Origin of the sequence: Halalkalicoccus sp. CGA53 (genome assembly GCF_036429475.1) — an archaeon.
GTDB lineage: Archaea > Halobacteriota > Halobacteria > Halobacteriales > Halalkalicoccaceae > Natronorarus > Natronorarus salvus.
The window spans coordinates 650,913-677,439 of record NZ_CP144125.1 but is presented as its reverse complement, the minus strand read 5'-3'; the positions used below and the strand labels follow the sequence as shown (position 1 = coordinate 677,439).

Genomic DNA, 26,527 nt, shown 5'->3' with positions numbered 1-26,527 from the left:
CGAGAGCCGGCCGATCGTACTCCTTCGGTTACCCGTATCCGACGTTCACGGCCGGTAAGCTGCTATCACGCCGAACCTGTGATAGCGCCACGAACCGAGTGTCCTCGCGCTCGTATCCGCTCTACGTGAGGAGACAGCGATCGGCGCCGACCGGATCGGACCCGGCGGAGTCGGTCGCCGCAACCGCTTCGACCGGCCCGGCCACCGTGGTCGGCTCCGAGACGATCTCGACGGTGGCGGTTCCCGGCGAACCGATCTCGGCGAGCTGGAGGCGGACCCAGCCGAGGTAGGGCACCCTGAGCTCGGCGGTGCCGAGCACCCACTCGGGCTTCACCGGATCGGTCTGTCCCCTTACCTGGTCGTACTGTGTGTTCGTCGCTTCGTTGTCTCCCTTCGTTATGAAGCCGTCGTGCGGGGCGGGACAGTTCTGGAGCTCGTCACAGCTCCCCGCAGCGCCCACGGCGTCGGGATCCGCGCGGTCGTACCAGTCCTCGCCCTCTTCGACCCAGAGTTCGGCGCGGTGGATGATCGGCGTGCGCTGGTCGTTGCCGTTCGGGGTGAAGACGATCACGTCGCCCGCCTCGCCGAACTTGCTGTAGCCGTTCCGCTCGGCCTCGTCGGCGGGGACGATGCCGGTCCCCTCGATCGAGGCGTCGTTCGCGAACCGGTCGGGCGCGCTGATGAACACCAGGTCGTTCTGGTGCATGTTCGGGCTCATCGACCCGCTCTCGATCGCGACCATCGGCGGCCAGACGCCGCTGATCCCGAACAGCAGCAGTCCGATAAGGAGGACGACGCTCGCGCTGATCGCGATCTCCCGTGCGACCATCACGGCACCCCGGTCGACGGTCCACGCCCAGTGCGCCCACTCCCGGACGGACTCCGGGCGCTCTTCGTCCCGTGTTCCGATCGTCGAGCTGCCGGATCGATCCGGCCGCGACGGCCCGCTCCGACCGGGGCCGTCCTCGGGGCCACTCATCGACTCCCCTAACACGGGTCCGCGTTTGAACCTTCTGGGTTTCGCCACGTTTTTCTCTCCCGGGGGGAAACTCGGGGCGTGTCAGACGAGGCCGACCGCCGGGTACTCAGGGCACTCGTGGCCCGCGGGATCAACGTCGACCGGGAGGCGCTCACCCTACTCGCGGAGGCCGACGAGTTCGAGGAATGCGTCGAACGCGTCACCCAGAGCCTTCCCGAGGGAACGCTGGTGCTCACCGGCGAGCACGTCCGGTCCGTTCTCGACGTGAAAGGTCGGTCGTCGGGTTCGCCTCATCCGAACGGAGACCCCTCCGTTTCGACTGGAACCCCGAGCCCGAAACCGCCAGAGGGAGGGGGACAAACTCCAGTGGAAACGGAGGGGTCTCGCAGTACGAGCACGGGGTCCGAAGCCGGGGCCGCCTTGGAGCCGGGGGCGGCCGGAGGGACGGGCTCCCGGCCCGAGAGCCCGATCGAGATCACCGGGGACATCACCGGGCGAAGCACCGGGACCGGCGAGTACAAGCAGTTCGTCTCGCTCTTTCGCGACCGCTACGAACGGCTCTCGGCGATGCTGCGCGGGCGGGTGAACCACCGGCCGATGCGCGCGGTACGGGGGATGCCCGGGGGGAGCGACGTCGAACTCATCGGTATGGTCAACGACGTCCGCTCGACCGCGAACGGCCACTGGCTGATCGAACTGGAGGACACGACCGGGCGGTTTCCCTGTCTGGTGATGAAAGACCGTGAGCTCGCCGAGGTCGTGGACGAACTGCTCTGCGACGAGGTGATCGCGGTCACGGGAACGCTCTCGGACGACGCGGGGATCGTCTTCACCGACGAGATGCACTTCCCCGAGGTGCCGAGAACGAACCGGCCGAACACGGCGGATCGACACGTCCAGGCCGCGCTCGTGAGCGACGTCCACGTCGGGAGTCAGGAGTTCGTCGAGGAGGCCTGGGAGCGGTTCGCCGACTGGCTCCACACCCAGGAGGCCGAGCCGATCGAGTACCTCCTGATCGCGGGAGACATGGTCGAGGGCGTGGGGGTCTACCCGAACCAGGACGCAGAACTCACGATTATCGACATCTACGAGCAGTACGAGCGGTTCGCGGAGCACCTGAAGTCGGTCCCGGGCGATCTGGAGGTCGTGATGATCCCCGGCAACCACGACGCCGTCCGTCTCGCCGAGCCACAGCCGGGGTTCGACGACGAACTCAGGGAGATCATGTCGGCTCACGACGCGCGGATCACGGGAAACCCCTCGGTCGTGACGATCGAGGGCGTCTCCGTGCTGATGTACCATGGGACCTCCTTCGACGAGGTGAACGCCGAACTGCCCGAGACGAAGGCGAGCTACGACGCGATCGAGCGGACGATGACACAGTTATTGAAAAAGCGACACGTCGCTCCCCAGTACGGCGGCCGGACCCGGATTGCGCCCGAGGAACGCGACTACCTCGTGATCGAGGAGGTGCCCGACGTCTTCCACGCGGGCCACGTCCACAAACTCGGCGTCGGGGAGTACCACGGGGTTCGGATCGTCAACAGTGCGTGCTGGCAGGCCCAGACCGACTTCCAGCGGAGCGTGAACATCCAGCCCGACGTCGCCTACGCCGTGATCCTCGACCTCGATACGCTCTCGGTCACGGCCCGGTCGTTCTCCTAGCCCTCCTCGAACCGGTCCCGACAGCGCCAGCTACAGAACGCGAAGAGCTCGACCGAGCCGTCCTCGTCGACCTCGGTGGTGACCGGGTGCCAGTCGGTCGTCTCGATCGAGCCCCCGCAGTTCGTACAGCGATCCGAACGGGAGTCGGAGACGTCGACCTGATCGGTGTCGGAGGTCATCACTCCCCGACGCTCGCGCCGGTCGGGTCGGGTGTCGGTTCTCCGGGGGTGACGACGACCCGGCCGTCACCGCGGACCACGACGTCACAGCCGGCCATGGAGAAACCGATCCGCATCGAGCGCGGTGGCGAGTCGCTCGAGGACCAGAGGTCGACGAGCGCGTCGGGCTCGATGACGTCGTAGAGCTTCGGTTCGAGGTCGAGCGGGTGGACTCCCTTCGCGTCCGCAACGGCGTCCACCACGACCGCACAGATGTCCTCCGATCCGACCTCACGTTCGACAGATCCCGGTTCCATACGTCTTCGAGACACCCCGACCGGTTCAATCTCGCCAGTATACAGTTAGCCTCCCGGCGGGGATCGACGCTATACTGTTAGCCATCACTCGGTTTCACCGTCGACGAGCGCGTCGAGCAGCCGTCTGCTCCCCACGCGGAGGTGGCGGTGGAACGTCGGCTGGGAGATGTCGAGGTCGGCGGCGAGCTCCTGCCCGGAGCGCTCGCGGGGCCACTCGAAGTAGCCCTCGCGGTACGCCGTCGTGAGGATCTCTCGCTGCCTCTCGGTGAGCGCCGCGAACGGATCGCGCCCGGTCGTATCCCTCACGCGATCGGTCTCTCGCCGCGCGTGCAGCTCCACGTCCGGGTGGACGGTCCGGAGACGCTCGACGAACGCGCGGACGTCGGTGCCCGGCGCGAGTTCGGCGATCACCCGCATCTCGCCGTCGGGATCGGTGACGAGACGTCTCGGACGCGCTCCCAGTGAAGCGAGGCGCGTGGCGAGCGTCGGACCGCTCGCGAGGACCTCGAACGACCGTTCTCCCTCCCGCCCGTCGACGCGCTCGATCCCGGGGGTCGCCTCTACTCGGCTCCGGAACTCCCGGTCGGGGGACCGTTCGAGGGTGACCGCGAGCCGGGCGCTGCCCTCGGGACCGAGAGCGTTACCGGTACACTCGACGGACGCTCTCGCAGCCGTGGCGACGTCCCGGAGGGGACACTCGACGCCGTGGAGCCGGAGGTCGAGTTCGATCACCCGGTCCGAGAGCAGCGTCCGTCTGGTCTCGACAGCGGCGATGGCGTATGCGACGTCCTCGCCCAGGTCCGCGAAGGCGGTCTCGCTCTGCCCGTCGAAGGCGCCCGGGTGGTCGGCGTAGACGCTCATCACCCCGTAGCTGACCCCGTCGTGTACGAGCGGGACCGAGAGGGCGGACTGATAGCCCTCGGCGAGTGCGGCAGCCCGCCACCCCTCTGTGTGGAGGCCCGAGGCGACGTTCGAGACGGCCACCACCTCCCGGTCGGTGGCCGCACGGTGCGACGGTTCGCCGACGAAGCCGTCCGGCTCCAGACGGTCGAGGTACGCCCTGCTCTCGCCCGCCCATCGCTCGACCTCGAGAGCGTCGTCCGACCCGACCCGACCGATCCACGCGAGCGGGAAGCCGGCGGCGACGAGGCGCTCGGGGACGAGCCGTTCGATCTGCTCCCTGGTGTCCGCACCCAGTAGCGCGGTGCCGACGTCGCGGGTCGTCTCGACGACGTGGTTGAGGCGTTCGAGTCGGTCGGTCCGCAGTTCGAGCGCCCGGTCGCGCTCTCCGAGCGCGCTCTCGCGTTCGACGCGGTCGAGCGCCGCGCTCGTGGTCTGTGCGAGCAGTTCGACGAGCGTGAGGCTCGGCTCCACTGGATCGCTCACCGGTGCGACGACGACGCCGTGACGGCCGATCGGGACGATCAGCGTCGTACCGTCATCGTCGTCGACGACGCGCGAGTCGCCCTCCAGGAACGCTCGCCAGATACGGGGATCCGCCCGACCGGCGTCCCCGATCCCGGAGACCGGGTAGAGGACGTTCTCCGCAGCGTCGAACTGCGATATCGACAGCTCCGAGAGCCCGATCACGTCGGTCGCCGCCTCGACCGCGAGCGAGAAGACCGCCGACTCCGTCTCGGCGTAGAGCAGTTCGCTCGTCATCTCGTAGAGCGCGGTCAGCGTCCGCTCGAAGCGCTTTCGCTCCGTGACGTCGGCGACGTAGACCGAGAGGCCGGTCTCACCGGGGTAGGCGCTGACCTCGAACCACCGGTCTCGCGAGCCGTGTCGCCACTCGAAACTGGCCGGCTCCTGGCTCTCCATCGCCCGGGTGAACGCCTCCTCTGCTGGGGAGTCCCGGTTCTCAGGAAGGTTCTCCCACAGCGAGCGTCCGAGGAGCTCCTCCCGGGAGCGGCCGAACAGCTCCTCGGCGCGCTCGTTGCAGTAGGTGAACAGCCACTCCTCGTCGACCGCGTAGACCGCGTCGGAGACGCGCGAGAACACCTCGGCGAGTTCGCTCTCGAGGCGTACGCGGTCGGTCACGTCCTCGAGCGTCACCGTCACCTCCTCGACCGTCCCGCCGTCCGAACGGGGGGCGGCGTTGACCGAGAGGTAGACCGTCGTTCCGTTCGGTCTCCTGACGGTGTGTTCCTCGTCGAACAGCGCCTCCCCGCTCTCGAACACCCGTTCGACCGGGAGCCGGCCGGGGGGGAGCACCTCCCCCTCGAACGAGGTGATCTCCCACTCCGTGGCGTCGTGTGAGAGGTCGGTCATCTCCTCGGCGGAGCGACCGAGTATCTCCTCGGCCCGTGCGTTCGCGAGGACGACGCCCTCGCGGTCGAAGACCAGGACGCCCGTCGGGAGCGTCTCGACGACGGTCTCGAAGCGTTCGAGTTCGAGGACGCGTCGGCGTCGCTCGGTGACGTCGCGGAAGTAGACCGAGAGGCCGGTCTCGTCGGGGTAGGCGTTGACCTCGAACCAGGCGTCGAGCGGCTCGGGGTAATACTCGGTGAACGACGCCGGCTCCCCGGTCTCCATCGCCCGGCGATACTCCCGCTCGAACGCTGTCCCCTCGGCGTCCGGGAACATCTCCCAGACGTCCTCCCCGACGAGCTCGCGGTCGCCGAACCCGATCAGCTCCTCGGCCCGCTCGTTGAGGTAGGTGAACCGCCAACTCTCGTCGAGCCCGAAGAACGCGTCGGTGACCCGCCCGAGGAGTGCCTCGAGTTCGCCCTCGAGTCGCACCCGCTGGGTGACGTCCTCGAACGTCACGAGGACGCCGTCGGACCCGTCGGAGAGGGGCATGGGTCCGGCGTTCACGGAGAGGTCGACCCGGCTCCCGTCGGGGCGTTCCACACAGAGCTCTTGCTCCTCGATCCGCGACTCGCCCGCGTCGACACGCGCGAACGGGAGTTCCTCGGTCGGGTGGGGGTTCCCGTCGGGATCGGTGAGCCCCCACTCGGCGGCGTCGTACGAGAGGGCGGCGATCTCCTCGGTCGACCGGCCGAGCAGTTCTCGCGCCCGTCGGTTCGCGAACCGGATCCGCCCCGAGGAGCCGTGGTGGATCACCCCGACCGGGAGCGCCTCGGCGAGGCGCTCGTGGTAGCTCCGGCTCGCGTCGCGTTCGCGTTCGAGCCGCCGGTGGGCGAGGAGTCGGTCGACTCGGTGGGCGAGGACGGCGGTCCGGCCGGGGAGTGCGACCTCGTCGGCACCGCCCTCGATGGCTGTCTCCGGGTCCTCGGTGACCACGAGCAGCGCCCAATCGTCGATCCGTCCGGCAAGGGCTTCGATCTCCTCTGTCGGGCCCTCGTGAACGAGGACGACGCAGTCCGTTTCGATGGCATCGAAGGTGGTAAGATCGCCCGCTTCGACGGCGGCGTCGGTCGAGTCCTCGAGCGCGGTCGCGAGGTCGGCGTCGCCGACGACGACGACGCGAGGCGGGTGGCTTCCGGTCATCGGCCGCTGTCGCCCGTCGTGGGCGTGATAGCGCGTCCCCTACAGCTCATAGCTTCTTTCATCGGTGTACCTGGAGAAGCTTACCGTTGTCGGTGGCTCGTTCCCCCATGGACAGGGTTATTTAGCACCTGTGGGTAGGCTACCCCATGTCAGCGCGAGCTCCCACCGGAGGGGGACGATGCGGGTCGTAGCGAAGTTCGGCGGGACGAGCCTCGGGAGCGGCGATCGGATCGATCGGGCGGCGGATTCGGTCGCCGCCGCCTCCGAGGAGGGTCACGAGATAGCGGTCGTCGCGAGCGCGATGGGCTCGACGACCGACGACCTCCTCTCGGAGATCACGTTCGACGCGGCGGACACCGACCGTGCGGAGATCGTGAGCATGGGCGAGCGGACGTCGGTCCGGATGCTGAAGGCGGCGCTCGCCGCCCGGGGGATCGATGCGGTCTTCGTCGAGCCGGGCCACCCGGACTGGCCGGTGGTCACCGACGACCACGGCGAGGTCGACGTCGAGGAGACCACCCGGCGCGCCGAGGCGCTCGCGGCGCGACTCGACGAGGTCGTCCCGGTGATCACGGGGTTCCTCGCCGAGACGAGAGACGGGACCGTCACGACGCTCGGCCGCGGCGGGAGCGACACCACCGCGGTGATGCTCGGCCAGTACATGGACGCCGATCAGGTCGTGATCGTCACCGACGTCGAGGGCGTGATGACCGGTGATCCCTCGGTGGTCGAGGGTGCCAGGAACGTCGGGGAGATATCGGTCGACGAACTCCGGAGCCTCTCGTTCCGGGGAGCGGAGGTCGTCGCGCCCTCCGCGCTCGGCTACAAGGACGGCCGGATGGACGTCCGCGTCGTCCACTACCAGCACGGCGACCTCCTCACCGGAGGGACGAGCATCGAGGGCGAGTTCCGGAACCTGATCGACATGCGCGAACAGCCTCTCGCCTGTATCACCGTCGCGGGTCGGGCGATCAGGAACCGGTTCGGGATCCTCGCGGCGCTCTCGACCGCGCTCGCCGACAGCGAGATCAACATCGACGCGGTCGCGAGCGGGATGGACTCGGTCACGTTCTACGTCGACGAGGACCGGGCAGAACACGCGGAAGCGGTGCTCCACGACTCGGTGGTCGCCGACGAGTCGCTCTCGAGCGTCACGCTCGAGGACGGGATAGCGGTCGTCCGGGTTACCGGGGGGGAGCTCCCGAACCAGCCGGGCGTCATTCGGGGGATCGTCGACCCGCTTGCCGACGCCCACATCACGATCCACGACGTGATCACGAGCGCGACGAGCGTCGCCATCTTCGTCGACTGGCGCGATCGCGAGGACGCCCTCTCGATCATCCAGGACGCGTTCTGATAGCGCTCATCGTACCAATCGCCCTCTCAGGCGGACAGATCACCGGTGTCGTTCGTTTCGCAGCCGAGAAACGATGTGTTTCTACGATGATCCCTACGAGTTTCTCTCGCTCTCGCCTGCTCGCTCTCACTTCCCCCGGTAGAGCCGCTCGCCGGTCCGTTTCGGAAGTCTCGCCTCCTCGATCGCCTCCACGACCGCGTCGACGTCGTACTCGACGCGACGTTCCTCGACATCCTTCGTGTCGAGGTCGACGATAGCGTACGCCGCCCGCGGATCGCCGTCCCGGGGCTGACCGACGCTCCCGGGGTTGCAGACGATCCCCTCGTCGTAGACCCGATGACCCTGGACGTGGGTGTGGCCGAGGACGAGCAGCTCCTCCTCGCCGAGCATCGAGGCCGAGAACGACTCGGGGTAGGTGTAGCAGTCCGGGTCGTCGGGGTGGCCGTGGACGAGCCCGATCCGTCCGTCCGCGACCGCTCGGGTCTCGGGAAGCCCGGCGAGCCACTCTTTCTCACGTTCGTTCAGCCGTTCGATCGCGTACTGCACGCCGGCGTCGGCCATCTCGTTGCCCCAGAACCCGCTCCCCTCGACCACCGCCCGGTCGTGGTTGCCCAGCACGGTCGGCACCTCCCGGGATCGGATCTCCGCGACGCACTCGGCCGGCCAGGGGTTGTAGCCGACGACGTCGCCCGCACAGACGAACAGGTCGACCGCGGGCATGTCGGCGAGGACGCTCTCCAGAGCGATCCGGTTCGCGTGAATATCGGAGATGACTCCCACGTGCATGCGCGAACGGAGGCCCGCGAGCTCCTTCACTCCTCGGCGTGCCCCTCTCTTCTACTCGCCGTTCTCGATCGCCGTCACGAAGCCCGATTCCGACCGCTCGACACCCGCCGCGCAGACCGCGTGCTCGAACTCGTGGTCGTAGAGCTCGCTCGCGACCCCTTCGGAACTCGTCGCGTCGAGCGAGAACGCCTCGGGCGTGTCTCGCTCGTAGGTCGCGACGAGCGTCGGCTCCTCGACCGCTTCGACCAGCAGGGCGTCCCGACGGACGATCCCGACCGTCGCGACCGGCGTCCCCTCCTCGGAGTCCAGCACCCCCGCGATCCGTGGCGTGTCGTAGTCGTCCTTCTCGTAGTCGAGCGCGAGCAGCGCCGTCGAGAGCGCGTCGCGGGCGGGGTAGCCCATCGAGAGCTTCTCCGCGATCGGGTCGACCTGCGAACCGTTGCCGAGCACCGCCGCCTCCGCGTTCTCCGGTCCTGCCTCGGGATCACCCTCGGAGACGAACCGCGCGCAGTTGTACGAGACGTAGGGGTTGTCGGTCTCCGCTGCTCCGGGCGTCGGCGCGACGGTGAGGGTTCCGTCTCTGTCTATCACCCGGCGATCGGGGAACGAGCGCGAGGAGACGCGGTAGCCCGCGCGGTCGGGTGCGACGACGATGAACCGTCCGACGTACATGGGCTGAAATCTCCATCCCGGCGCATGTCGGTGTCGGTTCGCCGTTCGAGATGTTCGACGTATATAGTGCTCCACACCGGTAACGAGCCCTCTATTGCCTATATACGGGAGTTTCATCGGTGGCACTATGTGGTCGCCACGAGTAGATCGCGTATGAACCAGTCCACGACCGATCGACGTCCGAAACTGGGCTTCGTCTGCGTACAGAACGCCGGGCGGAGCCAGATGTCCGCCGCGTTCGCCGAGCGCGAGGCCGCTCGGAGGGACCTCGACGTGGAGATCGTCACGGGCGGGACGCTTCCTGCACAGCGCGTCCACCCCGAGGTGGTCGAGACGATGTCGGAGGTCGGGATCGATCTCTCGGAGAAGGTACCTAGGGAGGTCTCAGAGGCGGAACTCGCCTCCTGCGACGCGGTCGCGACGATGGGTTGCTCGACGCTCGAATTGGACGCGGACGTCGGTGTGGATGTCCGGGACTGGGAGCTCGCCGATCCGGACGGGAAGAGCGAGGCGGAGGTCCGGGCGATCAGAGAGGAGATCGAGGTCCGGATCGAGGCGCTGTTCGACGAGGTCGAGGCCGAGGTTTCGGTGGGCCTGTAGGGCGGTTCGACAGGCATAAGTGGCGAGGACAGGTACGGAGAGGTGAAGTCCTGTGGGGTAGCGGCCAATCCTCTTGCCCTCTGGAGGCAAGGACCCTGGTTCGAATCCAGGCAGGACTACTCAGCTCTTTCCGACCGGCCACGGCCAGTGGCCACTCGCTGACTGAAATAACCGCTCCTATGCGTGACCTCGGCTCTCACTAGTCGTAGAAACGCGACGCTCGTTGGGACGAGCAGCTACCGCCGCCCGCTCATTCCTCGGCCAGCCCCACGTGATCGCCCCCATGCCGGGGGAGCGACTGTGACCGACGCGACGTTGTTCACCGCTCCCTCGACGGGGAGGTCCTCACGTTCGCGCGTCCCGTTGGTGAACGGGATATCGACGTACGGTGCGACCGCGAAGTCGAACTCGCCGATGTGCTCCATGTCACGGTGTGGGACGACGATCGGCCGCTGGTCCTCCGAGAGGCGGTTCTGATCATCGAACGCCGAGGAGAAGCCCCGAGTCGGGTGGATGAGCCGGACGACCTCGTCGACGTACTCGCCCGGTTCGAGGTGTCGAGAGACGCCGACGATCGTCCCCGGTCCGTCCTGCTCGACGATGAGGTCCCAGGTGTGGACCGTGATGAAGCCGTCTGCCCGGAGCTTCGTGTAGTCGACGGTTACGGTCGTACCGTTCGATCTCTGATCGCTAAAGTCGATCTCCGCGTAGTTCTCCTGGTGCTCCGCACTCACCGATCCGAGACCACCGAAACCGGCCCCCAGTGTGAGTGCGCCCGCTACAGTTCGTATCGCCATCCGTCGTCCGATCCGTTTTTTTTGATGTAGATCTCTCTGGCATGTCGTCCTCCGACAGCGACCCAGCACGGCCGCCGTCCGCGTCACCGAACTCCACCATCCCGCACGGTCCGGTGACGTGTGCCGATGGCCGTACGAAGTATATAAACGAATATTAAAATAAGTTTGAACAACCTTTTGGGAAAGTACGAGACGATTAGAAGACGCACTGGCAGTACCTTGGATGGAGTACGCGGGGTTCGTCGACGGGAGCGCCAGCCGGTCGGTCGCAGACGCGGACGGTCCTCGAGCCATCGCGAACCACCCCGACGGAAGTGGACCGCTCGGAACGTCCGGAAGTGCGCCTCCTCCAGTTCCGGTCGACGCCGGCCGACCGATCGCTCGGCTCGTCCGTCGGTCGGTTACCGACGGGTCCCCTCCTCCGACTTCTCTCGGCTTACTACTACGATGAAGGACTCCTCGATACCACGAGCCCGTATACCAATGAACAGCGAGACAGAGAACCTGCGGCCGGGATCGTCGGTCTGGGCGGTATCGGCGTCTGGCACTCCGAGTGCGCCCTCGAGAACGGGGTCGACCTCGCGGGCGGCGTGGACGTCTCCGGGCCGGCACGCGTGGAGTACGAACGGGAGTTCGGCGTCCCGACGTTCGACTCGTTCGACGCGCTGCTCCGCGAGGGGGTCGACGCCGTGATCGTCACGACGCCGAACCGGTTCCACGAGGAGTACGTGACCGCCGCACTCGACGCCGGGGTCCACGTGCTCTGCGAGAAGCCGCTCGCACACACCATCACGAGTGCCGAACGTATCGCGACCGCCGCCGAATCGTCCGACGCGACGCTGATGGTCGGTTCAACTACCGCTTCGAGCGGACCGTCGAGACCGGTACGGGGTCGAGTCACCGTTCGGAGCAGGCGTACTTCTTCGACTGTATCGCGGAGGGGCGAGAGCCCGACCGGAACACGGTCGAGCAAGGACTCGCTGTCCAGCGGATCATCGACGCTATCTACACCTCCTCTGTCCGCGGGAGGGCGGTGTACCTCGACGAGAACGCCGCGGCGGGCTCGGAGACGCGAGCGTTCGCCACCGACGGAGGGACGCCCGACTGACCCAGGCGACGGAACACGTCGCCCGATCTCTCAGACGTCGAGCGCGTATCCCGCGAGCACGACGATCACCCCACAGCAGGCGAACAGCGCGATCCCCGGGACGAACGAGCCAGTGAGGTCGTTGAGCACGCCGACGATCACGGGCCCGAGGAAGCCGCCGATCTCTCCGACGGCGAAGACGAGGCCGACGGCGGTCCCGGTGAGTCGCGGGCCGATCCCCTCCAGTTCGACCGGGAGTGCCCGGACGAGCGGCGAGAGCCCGCCGACACCGAGCCCGATCAGCGCCACGGGGAGGAGGGCGAACCAGCCGCCACCCACGACCAGGAGGAGGCCGAGTGGACCGAGGATACAGAGTACCCCGCAGGCGACCACGGCTTCGTGTCTGCGATCGTACCGATCGGAGAGGGGCGGGATGGCGAGTACGCCCGCGATCTGGGCGACGACGAGCAGGCTCGCGATCGTCCCCGCGACGGCGGGCGAACTCCCCCCTGCTTCGAGGATCGTGACGAGCCAGCCCTGCAGTCCGTGGAGCGTGAAGAGGTACATCGTCCCGATCACGACGAGCAGCCACATCGCGCGGCTGCCGATCACGGCACCGAGGTCGTCGCGGAACGTTCGGGAACTCCCGTCCCCGGGCTCGGTCCTCGGCTCCGCCACGCCGCCCCTCCCAGCGACGATCGCGGCGAGCGCCCAGAGACAGGCGTAGACGAGAACGAAGAGCCCGCTCGCGAGGAACAGCGGGCGCCACCCGCCGAGGAACGGCCCGATCACCGGCCGACCGAGACCGAACGCGGCGGCGGTCCCGAGGTACGAGGGGACGAGGTAGATCGTGGAAGCGGTACCCACTCTCTCGGCAGGGACGAGGTCGGCGGCGAGTTTCGGCAGTCCGAAGGTGATTCCCGTGCCGCCGACGCCGATCAGCATCGTCGCGAGCAGGAGTGAGGGAAAGCCCTCCGCGACCGCCCGGAGGAGCTGGGAGCTACCGACGATCACGAGCGCGAGGGCGAGCGCGATCCGCGGGCCGACCCGATCGACGAGGTAGCCGCTCGCCAGCCCCAGTGGGATGTAGGTGAGCGGGATCGCGCCGACGAGCACGCCCGCCTGGGTGCTCGTGAGACCGAGTTCGTCGATCACGGGTGCGAGGTACGCCGGGAGCGAGAACCAGACGAACATCAGACAGCAGTAGCCCCCGCCGCCGAGCGCCACCAGCGAGTATCGGCCGAGGGTGTCGCGGTCGGTGGTGACGCTCATCACCTGGGGTTCGGGGAGGCCCGGGAAGTACGGTTCCCTTCACGCCGGGTGGCCCCCATCGACAGCGTTTTCGACCGAAGCGAGGTAGGGACGGTATGAACAGGCTGGCCCGAGCGGTCGTCGCCGGCACCGCGGCGACGGCCGTGATGATGCTCGTCTTCCTCTTTCTCGCGACCCAGACCCGGCTCACCCTCGACGTCCCCGCGATCATCGCCCGGTTCGTCGGCCTCCCCGGAGAGGACGTCGTCGGGATGGCGATCTTCACCGCGGCCGGGATCCTCGCCTGGCCGGTGCTCTTCGTCGCGATCTCACCGTACCTCGGCCGCCTCCTCCGGACCGACGATCCGACCGTCCAGGCCGTCGTCTTCGCGTTCGGTCTCTGGATCGCGTTCGTCCTCCTGGGCCGGCCCGAGGAGCTGAGCGCCCAGTTCCTCTTCATCTACCTCTTCTTCACGTTCCTCGCGCACCTCGCCTACGGTTTCACGCTCGGGGTCGTCTACGAACGGTTCGGGGGGAAGCCCCCGGCGGTCGCGGCGACGCACTCCTCCGGACCGTAATCACTCCTCGTCCCTGGCGACCGCGACCGCGTCTGCCTCACCCTCCTCCAGCCGGGCTTCGAACCACTCCCACTCGCGCGTGAAGAAGCCGTGCTCCTTCAGGTTCCAGGGGTCGCCGTCGACGAGCGGTCCCCGTCGGTAGGACTGGACCATGTTCCAGCCCCAGACGACCTGACCGACCGCGATGACGAACGCCCCGAGCGTGGCGACGACCTGGAGCGAGACGAACTCGCCGGGGTACTCGGCGTACCGTCTCGGGAGGCCGAGCGCGCCGAGCAGTAACAGTGCGTGGAAGGTGACGATCACGCCGACCGTGCTCGTCCAGAAGTGGATCTTCGCGAGGCGACGATCGTACATCCGTCCCGTGAACAGCGGGTACCAGTAGTAGACGCCGGCGAACATCGCGAACGGAATGAATCCGGTGATGATCAGGTGGAAGTGGCCGACGACGTAGTACGTCGCGTGGTACCGGAGGTCGATCGGGATCGAACCGAGGAACACCCCCGTCACGCCGCCGACGATGAACGTCGCGATGGCGCCGACACAGAAGAGCATCGGCGCCTCGAGGCGTATCCGGCCCTGCCACATCGTCGTGATCCAGTTGAACACCTTGACCGCGCTCGGCACCGCGATTGCGATGGTGACGGCCATGAACGCCCCTCGGACCCGCGGATCGATCCCCGTCGTGAACATGTGGTGTGCCCAGACGCCGAAGCTGAGCACCGCGATGGCGAGCGTCGAGTAGACGATGAACTTGAAGCCGAAGAGTTTGCGACCCGCGAACTTCGGGAGGATGAAGCTTATCAGCCCCATCGGCGGGAGCACGACGATGTAGACCTCCGGGTGGCCGAAGAACCAGAACAGGTGCTGGTAGAGGATCGGCCCGCCACCCTCGACCGTGAAGAACTGCGTCCCGAGGTTCCTGTCGGCCAGCAGCATCAGGAGGACGCTGCCGAGCATCGGGAAGGCGAAGAGGATCAGCCCCGCTTGCGCGAGGAACGTCCACGAGAGGATGTCGAGCCTGTTCCAGTCGATCTCCGGCGCGCGCTCGGTGAAGATCGTCGCGATGACGTTGATCGCGCCCATCACGGTCGCGATGCCGGAGAGGTGCAGTCCCAGGAGGACGAGGTCGAGGTGTGGGCTCACCATCTCGGCGGACATCGGCGGGTACATCGTCCAGCCGGCTTCCATCGGCGAGATGGCGAACAGCGGCTCGGCGAGCGCCGGGTCGACGAGCGCGATCACGTGACCGGGCATATCGGTGAGCATGTCCGCGCGGATGAGCACGAACGAGACCGGCAGCAGCCAGAACGCGATCGCGTTGACGCGGGGAAAGGCCATGTCGTCGGCGCCGATCAGGACGGGGAGGAAGTAGTTCACGAAACCGAAGATCGCCGGGGTGGCGAAGAGAAAGAGCATCGTGATGCCGTGCATCGTGAAGAGTGCGTTGTACGTCTCGATCGTGAAGACCTCCGTCTCGGGGGTGAGAAGCTCCGTCCGGAGCATGATCGCGTCGGTGCCGCCCCAGAAGAACGCGGCGCCGGCGACCGCGAAGTACAGCAGCCCGATGTCCGTGTGGTCGACCGTCGTCAGCCAGCGGAGCACGCCGGTCGGCTTCGCCCGCTCCACGCCGTGCTCGCTTGGGTAGCCACCGTCGGGCCGGACCGCCCCGTCTGAGGGGTCGGTCCCGTTCGGTCCGCTATCCCGTTCGAGCCGTCGAGAGAGCGCGACGGGACCACAGAGCGCGAGCATCCCGACGAGTACGCCGAGGAGCAGATCAACGAACACCGCTCTCCCTCCGATCCGGAAGCGAACCGGGCTCCCGGTCACGGGCGCGAATGACGTTCACACACCTCGTGCACCGACGAGTGTATTCAGCGTTTGCACGGATCGCTCGACGGTCGTCGGTGACGGAGACTCGTCCCGTTTGCCGGTGCCGTGTGGAGACTTCCGGGATCGCGGGGTACGATACCCTCGAACGGCGCACGGCTACCGGTCTCAGTACCCGAGGCCGAGCAGCCGATTGGTGACGAGCGCACAGAGGACGATCGAGAGGGAGGCGACGAGCATGCCGAACGAGACGGCCCAGCCGAAGGTGTCGGCGACGAGGCCGACGCCGACGGACCCGAGCGAGCCGATCACCATGTAGACGGTTCGAACCAGCCCGAAGCCGGCGCTCCGCTCCGACTCGGAGAGGTGGTCCATGAAGCGGGGGAGCACCGCGGCCGACCAGCTAAGCCCCGTGCCGACGAGGAGAACGGCGAGCGCCATCGAGGGGAGTCCCGACCCGACGACGAACAGCGAGAACCCGAGGACACCGGCGACCATACAGCCGGCCGCGGTGCGGTCGCGACCGATCCGGTCGGAGAGCGCGCCGACGCCGACCTGCACGACGCCCTGGACGACGAAGTACGCGGAGAAGACGACGCCCGCGAGCGCCGGCGAGCCGCCCCGGTGCTCGATCACGAACGTCGGGAGGAAGGAGGCGGTGCCCTGCCAGACGAACGCACAGAGCACGGAGAGACCGACGGTGAAGGCGATCTCCGGTCTCGAAAGCAGGTCGCGGACGGGTCCGACCTGGAACCGTTCGCGCATCGGCTGCTCGGGCCGCTGTGGCTCCGTCGGTTCGACCCTCCAGGCGAAGAGGACCGCGGCGGGGATCGCGACGAGCGCGCCGAGCGCGACCGCGGGCCGCCAGCCGTACTGGACGCCGACCCACGCGGCGGCGATCGGCGCGAGCAGTCCGGCGGCCGGCGCACCGGCGTTGTGGAGTCCGATCGCGGTGCCGATGTCCCGGTAGGTGCGGGCGAGCAGCGTCGTCCCGACGCTGTAGTGGAGGCCGGCGACGCCGCCGAGACAGATCGCGACGAGTAAGAAGGCGGGGTAGTTCGGCGAGAGCGCGAGCAGCAGGCTCGTCACCCCGGTCCCCCAGATCGCGACGAGAATCACGACCCGTTCGCCGTAGCGATCGGCGAGCACCCCACTGGGAAACTGCGAGAGCGCGTAGGCCATCCACATCCCGGTGAGCGCGAGGCCGACGACCGTGTTCGACACCGCGAACTCCGCGGTGATCGACGGCACTACCGGGCTGATAACCAGCCGCGCGACCATCGTCGCGAAGAACGCGACGGTACAGAGCGCGAGGACGGTCTCCCGGTATCGCCAGCGCATCGAGTGTGGATCACCGACCGGTCGTCGGACCGAATCTACCGCCCCGACGCCGCTTGCGGCCATGAGGGTGTCGGTCCACGTCCGGGCGATGAAATGACGAAACTCTTATTATTATATGACGTATATGTCGGGCGCGGTCGGTTCGGTCGACCGACGACCGGTCGTGCCGTCGGTCCGCTCGACGCTGTCGGACCACCGTTCACCCACCATCCGGATCCCGAGTCGATGCCCATCGACCAGGGGAGGACCGTTTTTTGGCCGCCACCGTTGGAGGAAGACCACAAATACCTGATTGTCTATAGGTCACTCGCAAGGTAACTCCGGCTGGCGTCCCCGTCTGCCGATTATCTCTCCCGGAAGGTATTTACGAAAGTATACATGAGCTGGTGTACGACAAAAATGCATAACGGATCAGATGTGTTTACCGAAGGATACGACAATGGGAGATATCTGGATCACCGCAACCTGTCTCGACTGTGACGAGCTCGACGAGGGTGTCGAGTGGTACGCCTACGACACGCTCGAACGCCTCCGGCTCCACCACGAGTCCGAGACCGGTCACACGGTCGTCGTCCACGCGTTCGAGGAGTCAAAACTGGTCGAACGCGGCGGGACGATGGACTGGTTCCTCGACCGCTACGAGGGTGCGACCGAGTGGGTCTGTCCGGCCTGTGGGCGGACCGCGACCCCCGCCGACCCGATCCGACGCTGTCCCGAGTGCGACGAGCCCTGGCACGAGACCGTTCCCTGATCAGCGCTCGCGAACCTGCATCTCGATCAGCTCCCTCGGATGCAGGGTGAGCGACGCCCTGAGGTCGAACGTACGGTCGCCGACCGGGCGCAACCGATACTCGCTCGCGACGGTCGCGAGGATCACCTTCGCCTCCAGGAGCGAGAGCTGTCGGCCGATACAGCTCCGGGAACCGCCGCCGAACGGGAAGAACGAGAACCGGTGGCGAGCCGCCGCTCGGTCGGGACGCCACCGTTCCGGATCGAACTCTTCTGGATCGTCGAACCACCGCGGGTCCCGGTGGATCGCCCACTGGGGAAGCATCAGCATCGACCCCGCCTCGATCCCGTAGCCCGCGAGCCTGACGTCCCGTTTCGCCTGCCGGAACATGGTGTATACGGGTGGGTAGAGCCGCATCGCCTCGTTCAGCACCCACCCGGCGTACTGCAACTCGCGCACCTGTCGGGCGGTCTGCGGCGGCTCGCCACCGAGGATCGAGTCGAACTCCTCGTGGAGCCGCGCCTCTACCTCGGGGTGCGTGCCGAGCAGCCACCAGGCGTAGGTGAGCGTCAACGCGGTCGTGTCGTGGCCGGCGAGCAGCATCGTCATCAGCTCGTCGCGGACCTGTGTCCCGTCGATCAGGCCCTCCTCCCGCGCACGGACGAGGATCGAGAGCAGGTCGCCACCCTCGGGGCTCGGCCCCCGTTCCGCGAGCACCTCCTCCAGCACGCCGTCGAGCACGGCGATCGACGCCCGGTAGGCGCGGTTTCCCGCGGTCGGTACCCAGTTCGGGAGGAGAAAGCGGATCGGATCGGGCTCGAAACGTCGGCCGAGCGGTTCGAGGTTCTCCTGGACACGCCTTATCCGCTCCCGGCCGAGGTCGTCGCCGAACATCGCGTCGGTGATGATAGCGACGGTCACCCGGGCCATCTCCGGTTCAATCGCGATCCGGTTGCCGTCGTCCCAGCGCTCGGTCATCGCCTCGGTGTGCGAGACCATCGTCGGGACGAGCGACGAGAGACGGTCGCTCCCGAACGCGGGGGCCGAGAGTTCGCGCATCCGCCGCCAGAGCTCGCCCTCGCTCAGGATCAGTCCACTCCCCAGTAACTCGCCGAGGGCGTCGGTCTGGAACTCGGGCTTTTCGTACGCACTCTCCTCGGTGAGCAGCACCCGTTCGACGTCCGCCGGGTTCGTGAGCATGTACGTCCACTCCCGGCCGAGTTCGAACCGGGCGATGTCGCCGTAGGCGTCGCGCACCGCGTCCATGAACCGGAACGGGTCGCGCGCGTACTGGGCCGTACTCCCCATGACCGGGACCCCCTTCGGTCCCGGTGGCCTCACTGCCATACCCGTGGGTAGGACCCGACGGGCAAAACGGTTAGGTAGCGAAGAGGTCCGTCTCCGCGGGAACGTGAGCCCGCAACCGAAACGATCGGCGGGTGCGACCCCATCATCACAGAGGGTTCGTCCCTTCGTCACCGGCGGACGCGGCTCCAACGGACTCTCGATCCGTTCATTCGCGGTCGAGCACGGTCGCTCGATCGGCTTCGACGCTGTTCTCGACCCCGACTTGCGGGATGCGATGTCAAGACTCTGTCGAAACGGTACGACGGCGGCTGAGCACCCGGTTCAGGTGGTCGGACCGAACGACTCGAAGTGACACAGGTCGTCGATCGGCCGTCGGTGTTTCCGCTCGCGAACGATGTCTTCGGCGTCCTCGGCCGGGAAACCGAGCGTGATCAGCATCACCGGGTCGTAGGACTCGGGGTCGATTCCGAACTCCCGACAGAGCGCGTCGGCGTCGAAGCCCTCCATCGGACAGGAGGCGATCCCGCGGTCCCAGGCGGCGAGCATGAGCGTCATCGCCGCGAGCGACGTGCTCTTGGTCGTCCAGAGCCGGCGATCCTCGATCGGGTCCTCGCGTTTCCCCTCGATCCGGTCGATCCGGCGCTCGACCGCGTTCCGGCTCTCGATGTACTTCTTCTCGAGGGAGTCCTCAAGGATCGGACGGGCGTGCGCCGCCGGATCGAGGTTCCCCAGGAGGACGACTGTCGCCGCGCTGTCGGTCACCTGCGGCTGGTCGTAGGCACAGTCGCGGAGCCGTTCGAGCGTTCTCTCCTCCCGGCAGACGAGGAACTCCCACGGCTGCATGTTGTAACTCGATGGCGCGAGGGTGGCGAGTTCGACCAACTCCTCGAGCAGCGCGTCGTCGATCGGCTCGTCCCGGTACTCGCGGACCGACCGGCGGGTTCGGATGACCTCCGAGGTGTCCATGTCCCGTCTGGGGATCGGTCGGGCATGAATACCGACGCTTCGGACGGACAGCAGTCCGTCCGTCCCGCTCAGACGGGTACTCACCTCTCGGTCCGAGCGGTAACCAGCTACAGCAGTCCGTATCAGCTCTCGCCGCGCTGCCACGCCGCTGGCGCCACGCCTAGCCGCCGGACGCCGATCGAGTAGGCGAGCGCGACGACGACGGCGACGCCGAGCGAGACGAGGAAGTCGAGGTCGCCGTAGAGCGCCTCGATCCCCGCGAGGACCGCGAACATGATCACGATCATCAGTGCGTAGTGCGCCAGCAGTTCGAGGATATCCTCACGTGAGGCCATACGAGGGGGTGGAGGCCTCGGCACCTAAAACCGCCGTTCACAGCACGAGGACCGAGACGAGGAACCCGACGAGTAGGAAGAGCGTCACGAGGACCTGCGTCGCGGTCGAAGCGAGCATCCCGAGGGTGGTGTACGCCGCTCTTCGGGCGCTCTCGTCAACGGCACCCGACTCGCGGTACTCGAGGACGAAGACGGTGAGGAGGATGACGAGGAGCGCACCGACTGGCGTCGCGAGGACGAGCGCGACGACCCCGACGAGGCCCGCGGCGAGCGCGGTCCGCGTCGAGGCACCGCTGATCCGTGCGGAGATGACGCTCGAGAAGTAATCGAGCACGAGCGCGGAGAGCCCGACGACGAGGGCGAGCGCGAGGAAGAGTACGCCGGGCTCGCTGTAGTCCGTCGACCACCAGTAGAAGACGATCGCGGCGAGCGAGAGGCCCGCGCCCGGAACGAGCGGAACGAAGCTCGCGACCACCCCGCCGACGAGCACCGCTACCGCGAGGAGGAAGGCGGGCTCCATCAGCGGTCGTACGCCCCCTCCCGCACGAGCTCTCCGCGACGGGCCATCACGCTCGGCGTCCGGCAGACCCCACGTGCGCCCGCCACTTGCGGGACGGTACAGTTGTTACAGTTCTCGCAGGCCGCCTCGGCCTTCGGGTCCGAAAGTAGCCTCGCCGGCAGTCGTGGCTCGGCGTAGAAGGGCCGACCGATCCCCACCGCGTCACAGGCGCCGGTGCCGAGCAGCCGGTCGATCCCGGACCGTCTCCTGATACCTCCCTCCATCAGCACCGGAACCCCGACCCGTTTCCGGACCTCGCGACAGAACCGCTCGTTCCACGACGGCTCGAAGGCGAACCCGCGGGCGTGGAGTCGGTTCGCCGCCGCGATCAGTCTCCAGCGTCGCCCGCCGAACGTCGACTCGTACCCCGCCTCGAACCGGGAGTCCGACCACGCGCGCTCCGGGTACTCGCCCCTGACGATGCTCATGTCCCAGAAGACCGAGCCGTCGACGGGGACGACGGCGTCGAACCCGATCCGCTCTGCGGCCTCCGCGATCCGGACAGCATCGGGTATCGAAAGCCGGGTTCGCACGCCCGGCGGCGAGTGCGTCTCCGCCGGGACCTTGGTCACGAGCGGGACGTCGCCGGCCCGCTCGCGAATCGCGTCGTGGACCGCCTCGAGGAACCTCGTTCCCTCCGCGAACTCGTCCTCGCGGCGGTTGTAGTACGGCGAGAGGAACTGCTGGACGATCCCCATGTTCGCGCCAGCGACGTGGATCCCGTCGTAGCCGGCGTCGGCCGCGCAGCTAGCGGAGTCGCCGAATCGGTCGGCGAGGTCGTAGACCTCACCGGTCGCGAGGACGTGTGGGTCGTACGAGAGGAAGCCGAGACGTTCGGCGAATTTGAGGAGTCCGGGCGGCTCGGAGACCGCGAGCTGGCGCAGGTCGGGGTGGTCGTCGCGGTAAGCCCGGTGCCAGGTCTCGAGACTCCGAAGACCGCCGTGTTCGAGCTGGACGAAGACCTTCCCGCCGTGATCGTGGATCCGCTCGGTGAGTTCGGAACACCGCGAGACGAAGTCGGGGTCGGCGACGTGGGTCATGTTCGGCGCGGCACAGCCGCCCTCCGGCGTGACGATCGACGCCCCCTGAAAGATCAGACCGGCTCCCGCTTCGGCGGCGGGTTCGAGTTCCTCGATCAGGATTTCGACGGCGTCGGGACCGTTCCCGGCACACTCGAGTAGCGGCGCGCGATAGAGCCGGTTCGGCAGTTCGCAGCCGCCGATCGCGAGCGGGTCGGTGAGCCGCGGGGACATATCACCAGTATCGTCCGCCCCGACTAATCGGTTCCCCTCACCCGATCGGAGAGGACCACGGGCACCGCGACGAGGAGCGTCGCAGCGAGCAGCCAGGTCGCGCTCTCCCAGCCGGCCCAGTCGGCGACAGTACCCGTCACGACGCCCCCGAGCGCGCCGAGCAGGATGTACGTCGTTCGCATCGCACCGAAACCGGCTCCGCGGTCGCGCTCGGACAGCGTCGCGAGGACGTGGGCCTGTACCGGACCGTTCCACCCCATCGCGACTCCCGAGAGAACGACCGCGGGGACGACCCAGTCAGGTCCCGGTGCGAGCGCGAGGAGCGCGTAGCCGCCTGATCCGACGAGGAGTACACAGGCGGTGACGATGTCCCACGAGAACCGATCGGAGAGCCGTCCCGCAGCCGGCTGGGAGAGTGCGACGGCCAGGAAGTACGTCGTGAGCAGTACGCCAGCGAACCCGGCGCTCACGCCGTGAAGCCCGATTAGCAGTGCCGGGAGGAACGTGATCGTCGCGATGGCGACGAACTCCGCGAGGCTCGCGACGGCCGTCGCGGCGACGAGCGTCGGCCGCCGGGTGATCGTGAGGAGTGCCCGCCGGTCGAACCCGCTCTCGGTACCGGGTTCGCTTCCGTCGGTCGACGGCGTCGGTCGTACCCGGAGGACGACCAGGGAGAGCACCGGAACCGTCACGAGGGCACAGGCGAGCAACGCGCCTCGCCAGCCGAACCACACCGCGATCCCGACCGACCCGACCGGCGCGACGATCCCGGCGAGTTCGCCACCGAGGCGGTGGAGTCCGATCGCCTGAGCCGGGTTCTCCGCGCCGCTCGTGAGCAGTACCGTCCCCGCGGTGTAGTAGAGACCGACGCCACCTCCGAGCGCGACGGCGGTCGCCGCGAAGACCGGGAACGAGGGTGCGCCCGCGAGGACGAGCGCGCCGACTCCTGCGACCGCGACGGCGAGCAGCACGACCCGTCGTTCGCCGACTCGGTCACAGAGCGCGCCACTCGGGACCTGCGAGAGCGCGTAGGCGACCCACATCCCGGTGAGCGCCGCGCCGATGGAGCTAGACGAGACAGAAAACGTCTCGGTGATCGCGGGGACAAGCGCGCCGATCGCCACCTGCCCGACCCGCGTCGCGAAGTAGGCGAGCACACAGGTCGAAAGCAGCGTCCACCGGTAGCGCCAGCGGGGGCCCGCCATCCGTTCGGCCGTCTCGCCGCCCGGGTATATAGGCCCGCCTGTCGCCGGCTACCGGCTCGGGTCCTCGTCGACGGGGTCGGAGTCGAGCTCCCTTCCCTCGTCGTACTCGTGTCTTCCGCCGGCCTGACCGCTCAGTTCCCCGTAGACCGCCTCGCGGACCTCGGCCTCGCTCTCGTAGCGCTCGTCGGGCAGCCGATCGAGCACGTCGCCGAGCGTCTCCGTCTCGTTCGCCAGGTCGATCTCCTGGGTGCCGTACTCCTCGGCGATTTCCTCGCTCGTCGTCGGGTAGTTCCCAGCCGAGAAGGTCCGTGCGGCCAGGTCGTCCACCGCGTCCTCGACCCGAACGGCGCGCGAGCGAGCGCGCCGTTCGGCGTTCTCGACGACCTCGGGATCGCTCACGGTCTCGTCGTTCTCGGTCATGGCGTCACTCCGCCCGCCCCGGGAAAAACGCTTCACCCGGCAGGCGAGTCGGCCCGAACGACGGCCATCGCGTCACTTCTCGACGTCGAGCAGCGCGACCCGCTCGCAGACCAGGTCACAGAGGTCGGCATCGGTCGCCTCCCGTTCGGCATCGGTGATCCCGAAGTACGCAGCGATCAGCTTCGGGTCCGCGCCGCCATCCACCGGTTCGTCGATCGGTTCGACCAGCCCCGAGAGTGCCTCGATCGCCCCGGTCTCGTCCTCGCCGTCTATCACGAGGACGGCTCGCCCCTCGCCCTCCCGAACGCCGATCCCGAGCGCCTGGTCGATCTGTCGCCTGCCCGCGGCGTAGAGGAGTATCTCGATCGCCCGGTCGTCGGCGACGTTCTCGCCCCGATCGAACGCCCGGTTCGCGAGCGTTACGGCGCGTTCGAGCTGGCGTTCGCAGGCGATATACCGAATCGAGAACGCCCCGATCGCACAGCCGTGTGCCTCGCCGACCTCGCCCAACCGGGCGACGAACGTATCGAGGTCGTCGGCGTTCGTCTCGCAGACGACGAGTTCCATCAGAAGTCACCGAGCCCGGTCTGGGGGTCGGGCTCTCCTCGTTCCCGGTCGTCCTCCGGCAGCTCGGGTATCTCCGCTTCGCTCACGTCCGAGAGCGACGGATCGGGGTGGCCGGCGTTCTCGAGGATCGACTCGGTCGTCTTCCGTCGGCCACGCAACGCCTTCAGGACCTCCTCCTTCTCCGCCGAGCGGATCGCCTCGGGCGATCGGAAGTCCGCGTCGTGGAGCCGTCGGGCGCGTTTTCGTCCCACGCCACGGATCCCCGTGAGGTCGAGCAGTTCGCCCCGGACGCCGTGTTCGGCGCGTACCCGCGCCTCGGTGATCGCCTCGACCGTCTCGACGCCGAGGCCGAGTTCGATCGCCAGCCGTTCGGCGGCCCCGAGCAACCACGTGGCCGTCTCGACCTTCCCCCGGATGTCGCCCGGTCCTACTCTGTACCGGTCGGTTATGCGGTCCTCGTCGATCTCGTCGGCCCAGTCCTCGATCAGCCGGGCGGTCTTGAGCGCCGAGAGCCAGTCCTCGAACCGGTCGGCCTCGAACTCGCTCGGCATCTCGCCGACGAATTCCCGCTCGCGCTCGTAGGCGACCTCGGTGTAGCGCTGCTGGTCGCCCGAGCGGAGGTAGAGCTCCCACATGTCGGGCGTGCGCGCCGCGAGGTGATACAGCCCGAGCGCGGTGGGGGAGTCGGCCTCGCGCAGTCCGTCGATCATCTCCGCAGCGCTCATCGGATCGAGGTAGAGTCGCGAAACCGTGTGACCGATCGGGGTCGCCTTCAGCCGGACGCCCCCGCGCGCGTTCCCGTCCTCCACTCGCTCCAGGAACTCGTTCCGTTCGAGGTACTGGATCACCCGATCGGTCACACCCTCCAGGTGCCTCGCGTCCTCGGACTGGGTGGCGTAGAGCGTCCGGTCGAGGAACTCCCGAAGTCCCGCGGGGGAGTCCGCGAAGCCGGAGGCGACGGTGGCGAGGACGTGGGTCCTGAGCGCGGGTTCCGCCGCGAGCTTCGATCGCACCGGCTCCGGGTCGGCCCAAATATACCTGTCGAAGAGCTCTTCGAGTTCGTCGTGGCCGGAGGCGAGCAGGACGGCCTCCCCGTACGGGTCGAGCCCTGGTCTTCCCGCCCGGCCGCACATCTGGTGGACCTCGAGGGTCGCGAGCGGGGCCATGCCGCCGACGCTCCCGTCGTAGCGCTGCCAGTCGCGGACGATCACTCTCCGACTCGGCGTGTTCACCCCCGCCGCGAGCGTCGGCGTCGCGCTGATCGCCTTGATCAGCCGCGCTCGAAACGCCTCCTCGACGAGTGAGCGGTGTTCGCGGGCGAGTCCCGCGTGGTGAAAGGCCGCGCCGCGTTCGACGCAGGCCCCCAGGTCGTCGCTCGTCTCGCTGTCGCTCACCCCGCGGATCTCCTCGGCGAGCGCGGCGAGCTCCTCTCGTTCTCCTCCCTCGAGCTCCGGGCCGACCGCGCTCGCGAGCCGTTTCGCCTCCGCCTCGGCGTTCCGTCGGGAGTTGACGAACACGAGCGACGAGCCGCCCTTCGAGAGTGCGTCGACGACGAGCGCCGCCGTCGGTTTCCGGTCGGAGGGCACCCGGAACTCCTCTTTCGCGCCGTCGTCGAAGTGGAGCGCGTTTCGAAACAGGACGCCGGTACGCAACTCGATCGGCCGCCAGTCGGAGTCGATCAGCGCGGCGTCGAGCCACTCCGCGATCTCGTCGGCGTTGCCGACCGTGGCCGAGAGCGCTACGGTCTGGAGGTCCGGGTTGAGCTGTCGGAGCTTCGCGAGGGTCACCTCCAGGGTCGGTCCCCGGTTGCCGTCGTCGACGAGGTGGATCTCGTCGGCGACCACACAGGTGAGATCGTCGATCCAGGGGGCGTCGTTGCGCACGAGCGAGTCGACCTTCTCGCTGGTGGCGACGACGATATCACAGGATGCGAGCCACTCCCCGTCCGATTCGTAGTTGCCCGTCGAGACGCCGACGGTGAGCCCGAACGCCTCGAACCGGGTGAAGGCGTCGTGTTTCTCGCTCGCGAGCGCCCTGAGGGGGACGATGTAGAGGGCGGTGCCGCCGCGAGCGATCGACGAGACCATCGCGAGTTCGGCGATCAGCGTCTTTCCGCTCGCGGTCGGCACGCTCGCGACGACGCTCTCGCCCTCCGCGACGCCCGCCTCGACCGCCTCCGCCTGCGGGGGATAGAGCGACTCGACCCCCTCCTCTTCGAGGTGCTCTCGGAACCACGGAGGCACCCCCGGGACCTCGGAGATATCCATTACCGATCGTAGTCTGTCTCGCGGTTTAAACCATCGCCTCCGCCCC

At 67.9% G+C, this 26,527-nt stretch carries 24 protein-coding genes, 1 tRNA gene and 1 pseudogene; 7 read left to right on the top strand and 19 right to left on the bottom strand.

Annotated features, from left to right (window positions below):
• Positions 1 to 121: 121 nt before the first annotated feature.
• Positions 122 to 979, bottom strand: coding sequence for a S26 family signal peptidase (locus tag V2L32_RS04715; protein WP_331235320.1), 858 nt, complete (start codon positions 977 to 979; stop codon positions 122 to 124).
• 78 nt (positions 980 to 1,057) lie between these two features.
• On the opposite strand from V2L32_RS04715, the gene V2L32_RS04710 reads away from it, so the two are divergent.
• A complete protein-coding gene (locus V2L32_RS04710; RefSeq protein WP_331235319.1) occupies positions 1,058 to 2,644 on the top strand; it encodes a DNA-directed DNA polymerase II small subunit in 1,587 nt (528 codons plus the stop codon).
• Here V2L32_RS04710 and V2L32_RS04705 read toward each other — a convergent pair.
• The 3 genes from V2L32_RS04705 to V2L32_RS04695 all read right to left on the bottom strand — a co-directional run bounded on the left by V2L32_RS04705 (position 2,641) and on the right by V2L32_RS04695 (position 6,572).
• Positions 2,641 to 2,823: a DUF7576 family protein gene (locus V2L32_RS04705; RefSeq protein ID WP_331235318.1), complete on the bottom strand. Its 183-nt coding sequence runs from the start codon at positions 2,821 to 2,823 to the stop codon at positions 2,641 to 2,643. The two genes, V2L32_RS04710 and V2L32_RS04705, sit on opposite strands and share 4 nt — an antisense overlap.
• Entirely contained in the window at positions 2,823 to 3,119 is a 297-nt protein-coding gene (locus V2L32_RS04700; protein WP_331235317.1) for a HalOD1 output domain-containing protein, read from the bottom strand. Before V2L32_RS04700 ends, V2L32_RS04705 begins: the two co-directional genes overlap by 1 nt.
• Before the next feature lie 84 nt (positions 3,120 to 3,203).
• Positions 3,204 to 6,572 (bottom strand): PAS domain-containing protein, encoded by a 3,369-nt coding sequence (locus V2L32_RS04695; RefSeq protein WP_331235316.1) that lies wholly within the window; start codon positions 6,570 to 6,572, stop codon positions 3,204 to 3,206.
• A 178-nt stretch (positions 6,573 to 6,750) separates the two neighbouring features.
• Here V2L32_RS04695 and V2L32_RS04690 point away from each other — a divergent pair, with 178 nt between their 5' ends.
• On the top strand, positions 6,751 to 7,929 hold the full coding sequence (locus V2L32_RS04690) for an aspartate kinase (RefSeq protein WP_331235315.1): 1,179 nt from the start codon (positions 6,751 to 6,753) through the stop codon (positions 7,927 to 7,929).
• Positions 7,930 to 8,055: 126 nt separating this feature from the next.
• Here the strand turns inward: V2L32_RS04690 and V2L32_RS04685 are convergent, their stop codons facing one another.
• Together V2L32_RS04685 and V2L32_RS04680 are read right to left on the bottom strand one after the other, a co-directional pair.
• A complete protein-coding gene (locus tag V2L32_RS04685) occupies positions 8,056 to 8,715 on the bottom strand; it encodes a metallophosphoesterase family protein (protein WP_331235314.1) in 660 nt (219 codons plus the stop codon).
• 51 nt (positions 8,716 to 8,766) lie between these two features.
• Positions 8,767 to 9,387 carry an IMP cyclohydrolase gene (locus V2L32_RS04680; RefSeq protein WP_331235313.1) on the bottom strand — a complete coding sequence of 207 codons (621 nt, stop codon included), beginning with the start codon at positions 9,385 to 9,387 and terminating at the stop codon, positions 8,767 to 8,769.
• Positions 9,388 to 9,540: 153 nt separating this feature from the next.
• On the opposite strand from V2L32_RS04680, the gene V2L32_RS04675 reads away from it, so the two are divergent.
• Together V2L32_RS04675 and V2L32_RS04670 are read left to right on the top strand one after the other, a co-directional pair.
• The gene (locus V2L32_RS04675) at positions 9,541 to 9,987 is read left to right on the top strand and encodes an arsenate-mycothiol transferase ArsC (protein ID WP_331235312.1); all 447 of its coding nucleotides are present in this window, start codon (positions 9,541 to 9,543) and stop codon (positions 9,985 to 9,987) included.
• Between the two features lie 46 nt (positions 9,988 to 10,033).
• A tRNA-Gln gene (locus V2L32_RS04670) sits at positions 10,034 to 10,106 on the top strand.
• A 117-nt stretch (positions 10,107 to 10,223) separates the two neighbouring features.
• Here V2L32_RS04670 and V2L32_RS04665 read toward each other — a convergent pair.
• On the bottom strand, positions 10,224 to 10,784 hold the full coding sequence (locus tag V2L32_RS04665) for a DUF7282 domain-containing protein (protein ID WP_331235311.1): 561 nt from the start codon (positions 10,782 to 10,784) through the stop codon (positions 10,224 to 10,226).
• A 314-nt stretch (positions 10,785 to 11,098) separates the two neighbouring features.
• Here V2L32_RS04665 and V2L32_RS04660 point away from each other — a divergent pair.
• Positions 11,099 to 11,575 (top strand): annotated as a pseudogene (locus V2L32_RS04660) (Gfo/Idh/MocA family protein); the annotation flags it as partial.
• Between the two features lie 347 nt (positions 11,576 to 11,922).
• On the opposite strand, the gene V2L32_RS04655 reads toward V2L32_RS04660, so the two are convergent.
• A complete protein-coding gene (locus V2L32_RS04655; RefSeq protein ID WP_331235310.1) occupies positions 11,923 to 13,143 on the bottom strand; it encodes an MFS transporter in 1,221 nt (406 codons plus the stop codon).
• A gap of 95 nt (positions 13,144 to 13,238) precedes the next feature.
• On the opposite strand from V2L32_RS04655, the gene V2L32_RS04650 reads away from it, so the two are divergent.
• Positions 13,239 to 13,700 (top strand): DUF6789 family protein, encoded by a 462-nt coding sequence (locus V2L32_RS04650; protein ID WP_331235309.1) that lies wholly within the window; start codon positions 13,239 to 13,241, stop codon positions 13,698 to 13,700.
• Here V2L32_RS04650 and V2L32_RS04645 read toward each other — a convergent pair whose 3' ends face one another.
• A complete protein-coding gene (locus V2L32_RS04645; RefSeq protein ID WP_409348404.1) occupies positions 13,701 to 15,488 on the bottom strand; it encodes a cbb3-type cytochrome c oxidase subunit I in 1,788 nt (595 codons plus the stop codon). It abuts the gene before it with no gap.
• A gap of 210 nt (positions 15,489 to 15,698) precedes the next feature.
• Positions 15,699 to 16,871 carry an MFS transporter gene (locus V2L32_RS04640; protein ID WP_331235308.1) on the bottom strand — a complete coding sequence of 391 codons (1,173 nt, stop codon included), beginning with the start codon at positions 16,869 to 16,871 and terminating at the stop codon, positions 15,699 to 15,701.
• A gap of 439 nt (positions 16,872 to 17,310) precedes the next feature.
• Here V2L32_RS04640 and V2L32_RS04635 point away from each other — a divergent pair, with 439 nt between their 5' ends.
• Complete coding sequence (locus V2L32_RS04635) at positions 17,311 to 17,622, top strand: hypothetical protein (protein WP_331235307.1); 312 nt, start codon at positions 17,311 to 17,313, stop codon at positions 17,620 to 17,622.
• Here the strand turns inward: V2L32_RS04635 and V2L32_RS04630 are convergent, their stop codons facing one another.
• The 9 genes from V2L32_RS04630 to V2L32_RS04590 all read right to left on the bottom strand — a co-directional run bounded on the left by V2L32_RS04630 (position 17,623) and on the right by V2L32_RS04590 (position 26,481).
• Entirely contained in the window at positions 17,623 to 18,948 is a 1,326-nt protein-coding gene (locus tag V2L32_RS04630) for a cytochrome P450 (RefSeq protein ID WP_331235306.1), read from the bottom strand. It lies immediately after the preceding gene.
• A gap of 282 nt (positions 18,949 to 19,230) precedes the next feature.
• Complete coding sequence (locus V2L32_RS04625; protein ID WP_331235305.1) at positions 19,231 to 19,875, bottom strand: nitroreductase family protein; 645 nt, start codon at positions 19,873 to 19,875, stop codon at positions 19,231 to 19,233.
• A gap of 122 nt (positions 19,876 to 19,997) precedes the next feature.
• Positions 19,998 to 20,210, bottom strand: a complete 213-nt coding sequence (locus V2L32_RS04620) for a hypothetical protein (RefSeq protein WP_331235304.1) — start codon at positions 20,208 to 20,210, stop codon at positions 19,998 to 20,000.
• A gap of 37 nt (positions 20,211 to 20,247) precedes the next feature.
• Positions 20,248 to 20,730, bottom strand: coding sequence for a DUF456 domain-containing protein (locus V2L32_RS04615; RefSeq protein ID WP_331235303.1), 483 nt, complete (start codon positions 20,728 to 20,730; stop codon positions 20,248 to 20,250).
• On the bottom strand, positions 20,730 to 22,022 hold the full coding sequence (locus tag V2L32_RS04610; RefSeq protein ID WP_331235302.1) for an oxidoreductase: 1,293 nt from the start codon (positions 22,020 to 22,022) through the stop codon (positions 20,730 to 20,732). Before V2L32_RS04610 ends, V2L32_RS04615 begins: the two co-directional genes overlap by 1 nt.
• 23 nt (positions 22,023 to 22,045) lie before the next feature.
• Positions 22,046 to 23,227 carry an MFS transporter gene (locus tag V2L32_RS04605; RefSeq protein ID WP_331235301.1) on the bottom strand — a complete coding sequence of 394 codons (1,182 nt, stop codon included), beginning with the start codon at positions 23,225 to 23,227 and terminating at the stop codon, positions 22,046 to 22,048.
• Positions 23,228 to 23,275: 48 nt separating this feature from the next.
• Entirely contained in the window at positions 23,276 to 23,647 is a 372-nt protein-coding gene (locus tag V2L32_RS04600; protein WP_331235300.1) for a DUF5789 family protein, read from the bottom strand.
• 72 nt (positions 23,648 to 23,719) lie between these two features.
• A complete protein-coding gene (gene cgi121 / locus V2L32_RS04595; protein ID WP_331235299.1) occupies positions 23,720 to 24,214 on the bottom strand; it encodes a KEOPS complex subunit Cgi121 in 495 nt (164 codons plus the stop codon).
• Positions 24,214 to 26,481, bottom strand: a complete 2,268-nt coding sequence (locus V2L32_RS04590; RefSeq protein ID WP_331235298.1) for an ATP-dependent DNA helicase — start codon at positions 26,479 to 26,481, stop codon at positions 24,214 to 24,216. Before V2L32_RS04590 ends, cgi121 begins: the two co-directional genes overlap by 1 nt.
• Positions 26,482 to 26,527 lie beyond the last annotated feature (46 nt).

Excerpts from the sequence above, each read along its gene's own strand:
- V2L32_RS04715 (WP_331235320.1), bottom strand. The coding sequence starts at position 979 with ATGAGTGGCCCCGAGGACGGCCCCGGTCGGAGCGGGCCGTCGCGGCCG.
- V2L32_RS04705 (WP_331235318.1), bottom strand. The coding sequence starts at position 2,823 with ATGACCTCCGACACCGATCAGGTCGACGTCTCCGACTCCCGTTCGGAT.
- V2L32_RS04700 (WP_331235317.1), bottom strand. The coding sequence starts at position 3,119 with ATGGAACCGGGATCTGTCGAACGTGAGGTCGGATCGGAGGACATCTGT.
- V2L32_RS04695 (WP_331235316.1), bottom strand. The coding sequence starts at position 6,572 with ATGACCGGAAGCCACCCGCCTCGCGTCGTCGTCGTCGGCGACGCCGAC.
- V2L32_RS04690 (WP_331235315.1), top strand. The coding sequence starts at position 6,751 with ATGCGGGTCGTAGCGAAGTTCGGCGGGACGAGCCTCGGGAGCGGCGAT.
- V2L32_RS04685 (WP_331235314.1), bottom strand. The coding sequence starts at position 8,715 with ATGCACGTGGGAGTCATCTCCGATATTCACGCGAACCGGATCGCTCTG.
- V2L32_RS04680 (WP_331235313.1), bottom strand. The coding sequence starts at position 9,387 with ATGTACGTCGGACGGTTCATCGTCGTCGCACCCGACCGCGCGGGCTAC.
- V2L32_RS04675 (WP_331235312.1), top strand. The coding sequence starts at position 9,541 with ATGAACCAGTCCACGACCGATCGACGTCCGAAACTGGGCTTCGTCTGC.
- V2L32_RS04665 (WP_331235311.1), bottom strand. The coding sequence starts at position 10,784 with ATGGCGATACGAACTGTAGCGGGCGCACTCACACTGGGGGCCGGTTTC.
- V2L32_RS04655 (WP_331235310.1), bottom strand. The coding sequence starts at position 13,143 with ATGAGCGTCACCACCGACCGCGACACCCTCGGCCGATACTCGCTGGTG.
- V2L32_RS04650 (WP_331235309.1), top strand. The coding sequence starts at position 13,239 with ATGAACAGGCTGGCCCGAGCGGTCGTCGCCGGCACCGCGGCGACGGCC.
- V2L32_RS04640 (WP_331235308.1), bottom strand. The coding sequence starts at position 16,871 with ATGCGCTGGCGATACCGGGAGACCGTCCTCGCGCTCTGTACCGTCGCG.
- V2L32_RS04635 (WP_331235307.1), top strand. The coding sequence starts at position 17,311 with ATGGGAGATATCTGGATCACCGCAACCTGTCTCGACTGTGACGAGCTC.
- V2L32_RS04630 (WP_331235306.1), bottom strand. The coding sequence starts at position 18,948 with ATGGCAGTGAGGCCACCGGGACCGAAGGGGGTCCCGGTCATGGGGAGT.
- V2L32_RS04625 (WP_331235305.1), bottom strand. The coding sequence starts at position 19,875 with ATGGACACCTCGGAGGTCATCCGAACCCGCCGGTCGGTCCGCGAGTAC.
- V2L32_RS04620 (WP_331235304.1), bottom strand. The coding sequence starts at position 20,210 with ATGGCCTCACGTGAGGATATCCTCGAACTGCTGGCGCACTACGCACTG.
- V2L32_RS04615 (WP_331235303.1), bottom strand. The coding sequence starts at position 20,730 with ATGGAGCCCGCCTTCCTCCTCGCGGTAGCGGTGCTCGTCGGCGGGGTG.
- V2L32_RS04610 (WP_331235302.1), bottom strand. The coding sequence starts at position 22,022 with ATGTCCCCGCGGCTCACCGACCCGCTCGCGATCGGCGGCTGCGAACTG.
- V2L32_RS04605 (WP_331235301.1), bottom strand. The coding sequence starts at position 23,227 with ATGGCGGGCCCCCGCTGGCGCTACCGGTGGACGCTGCTTTCGACCTGT.
- V2L32_RS04600 (WP_331235300.1), bottom strand. The coding sequence starts at position 23,647 with ATGACCGAGAACGACGAGACCGTGAGCGATCCCGAGGTCGTCGAGAAC.
- cgi121 (WP_331235299.1), bottom strand. The coding sequence starts at position 24,214 with ATGGAACTCGTCGTCTGCGAGACGAACGCCGACGACCTCGATACGTTC.
- V2L32_RS04590 (WP_331235298.1), bottom strand. The coding sequence starts at position 26,481 with ATGGATATCTCCGAGGTCCCGGGGGTGCCTCCGTGGTTCCGAGAGCAC.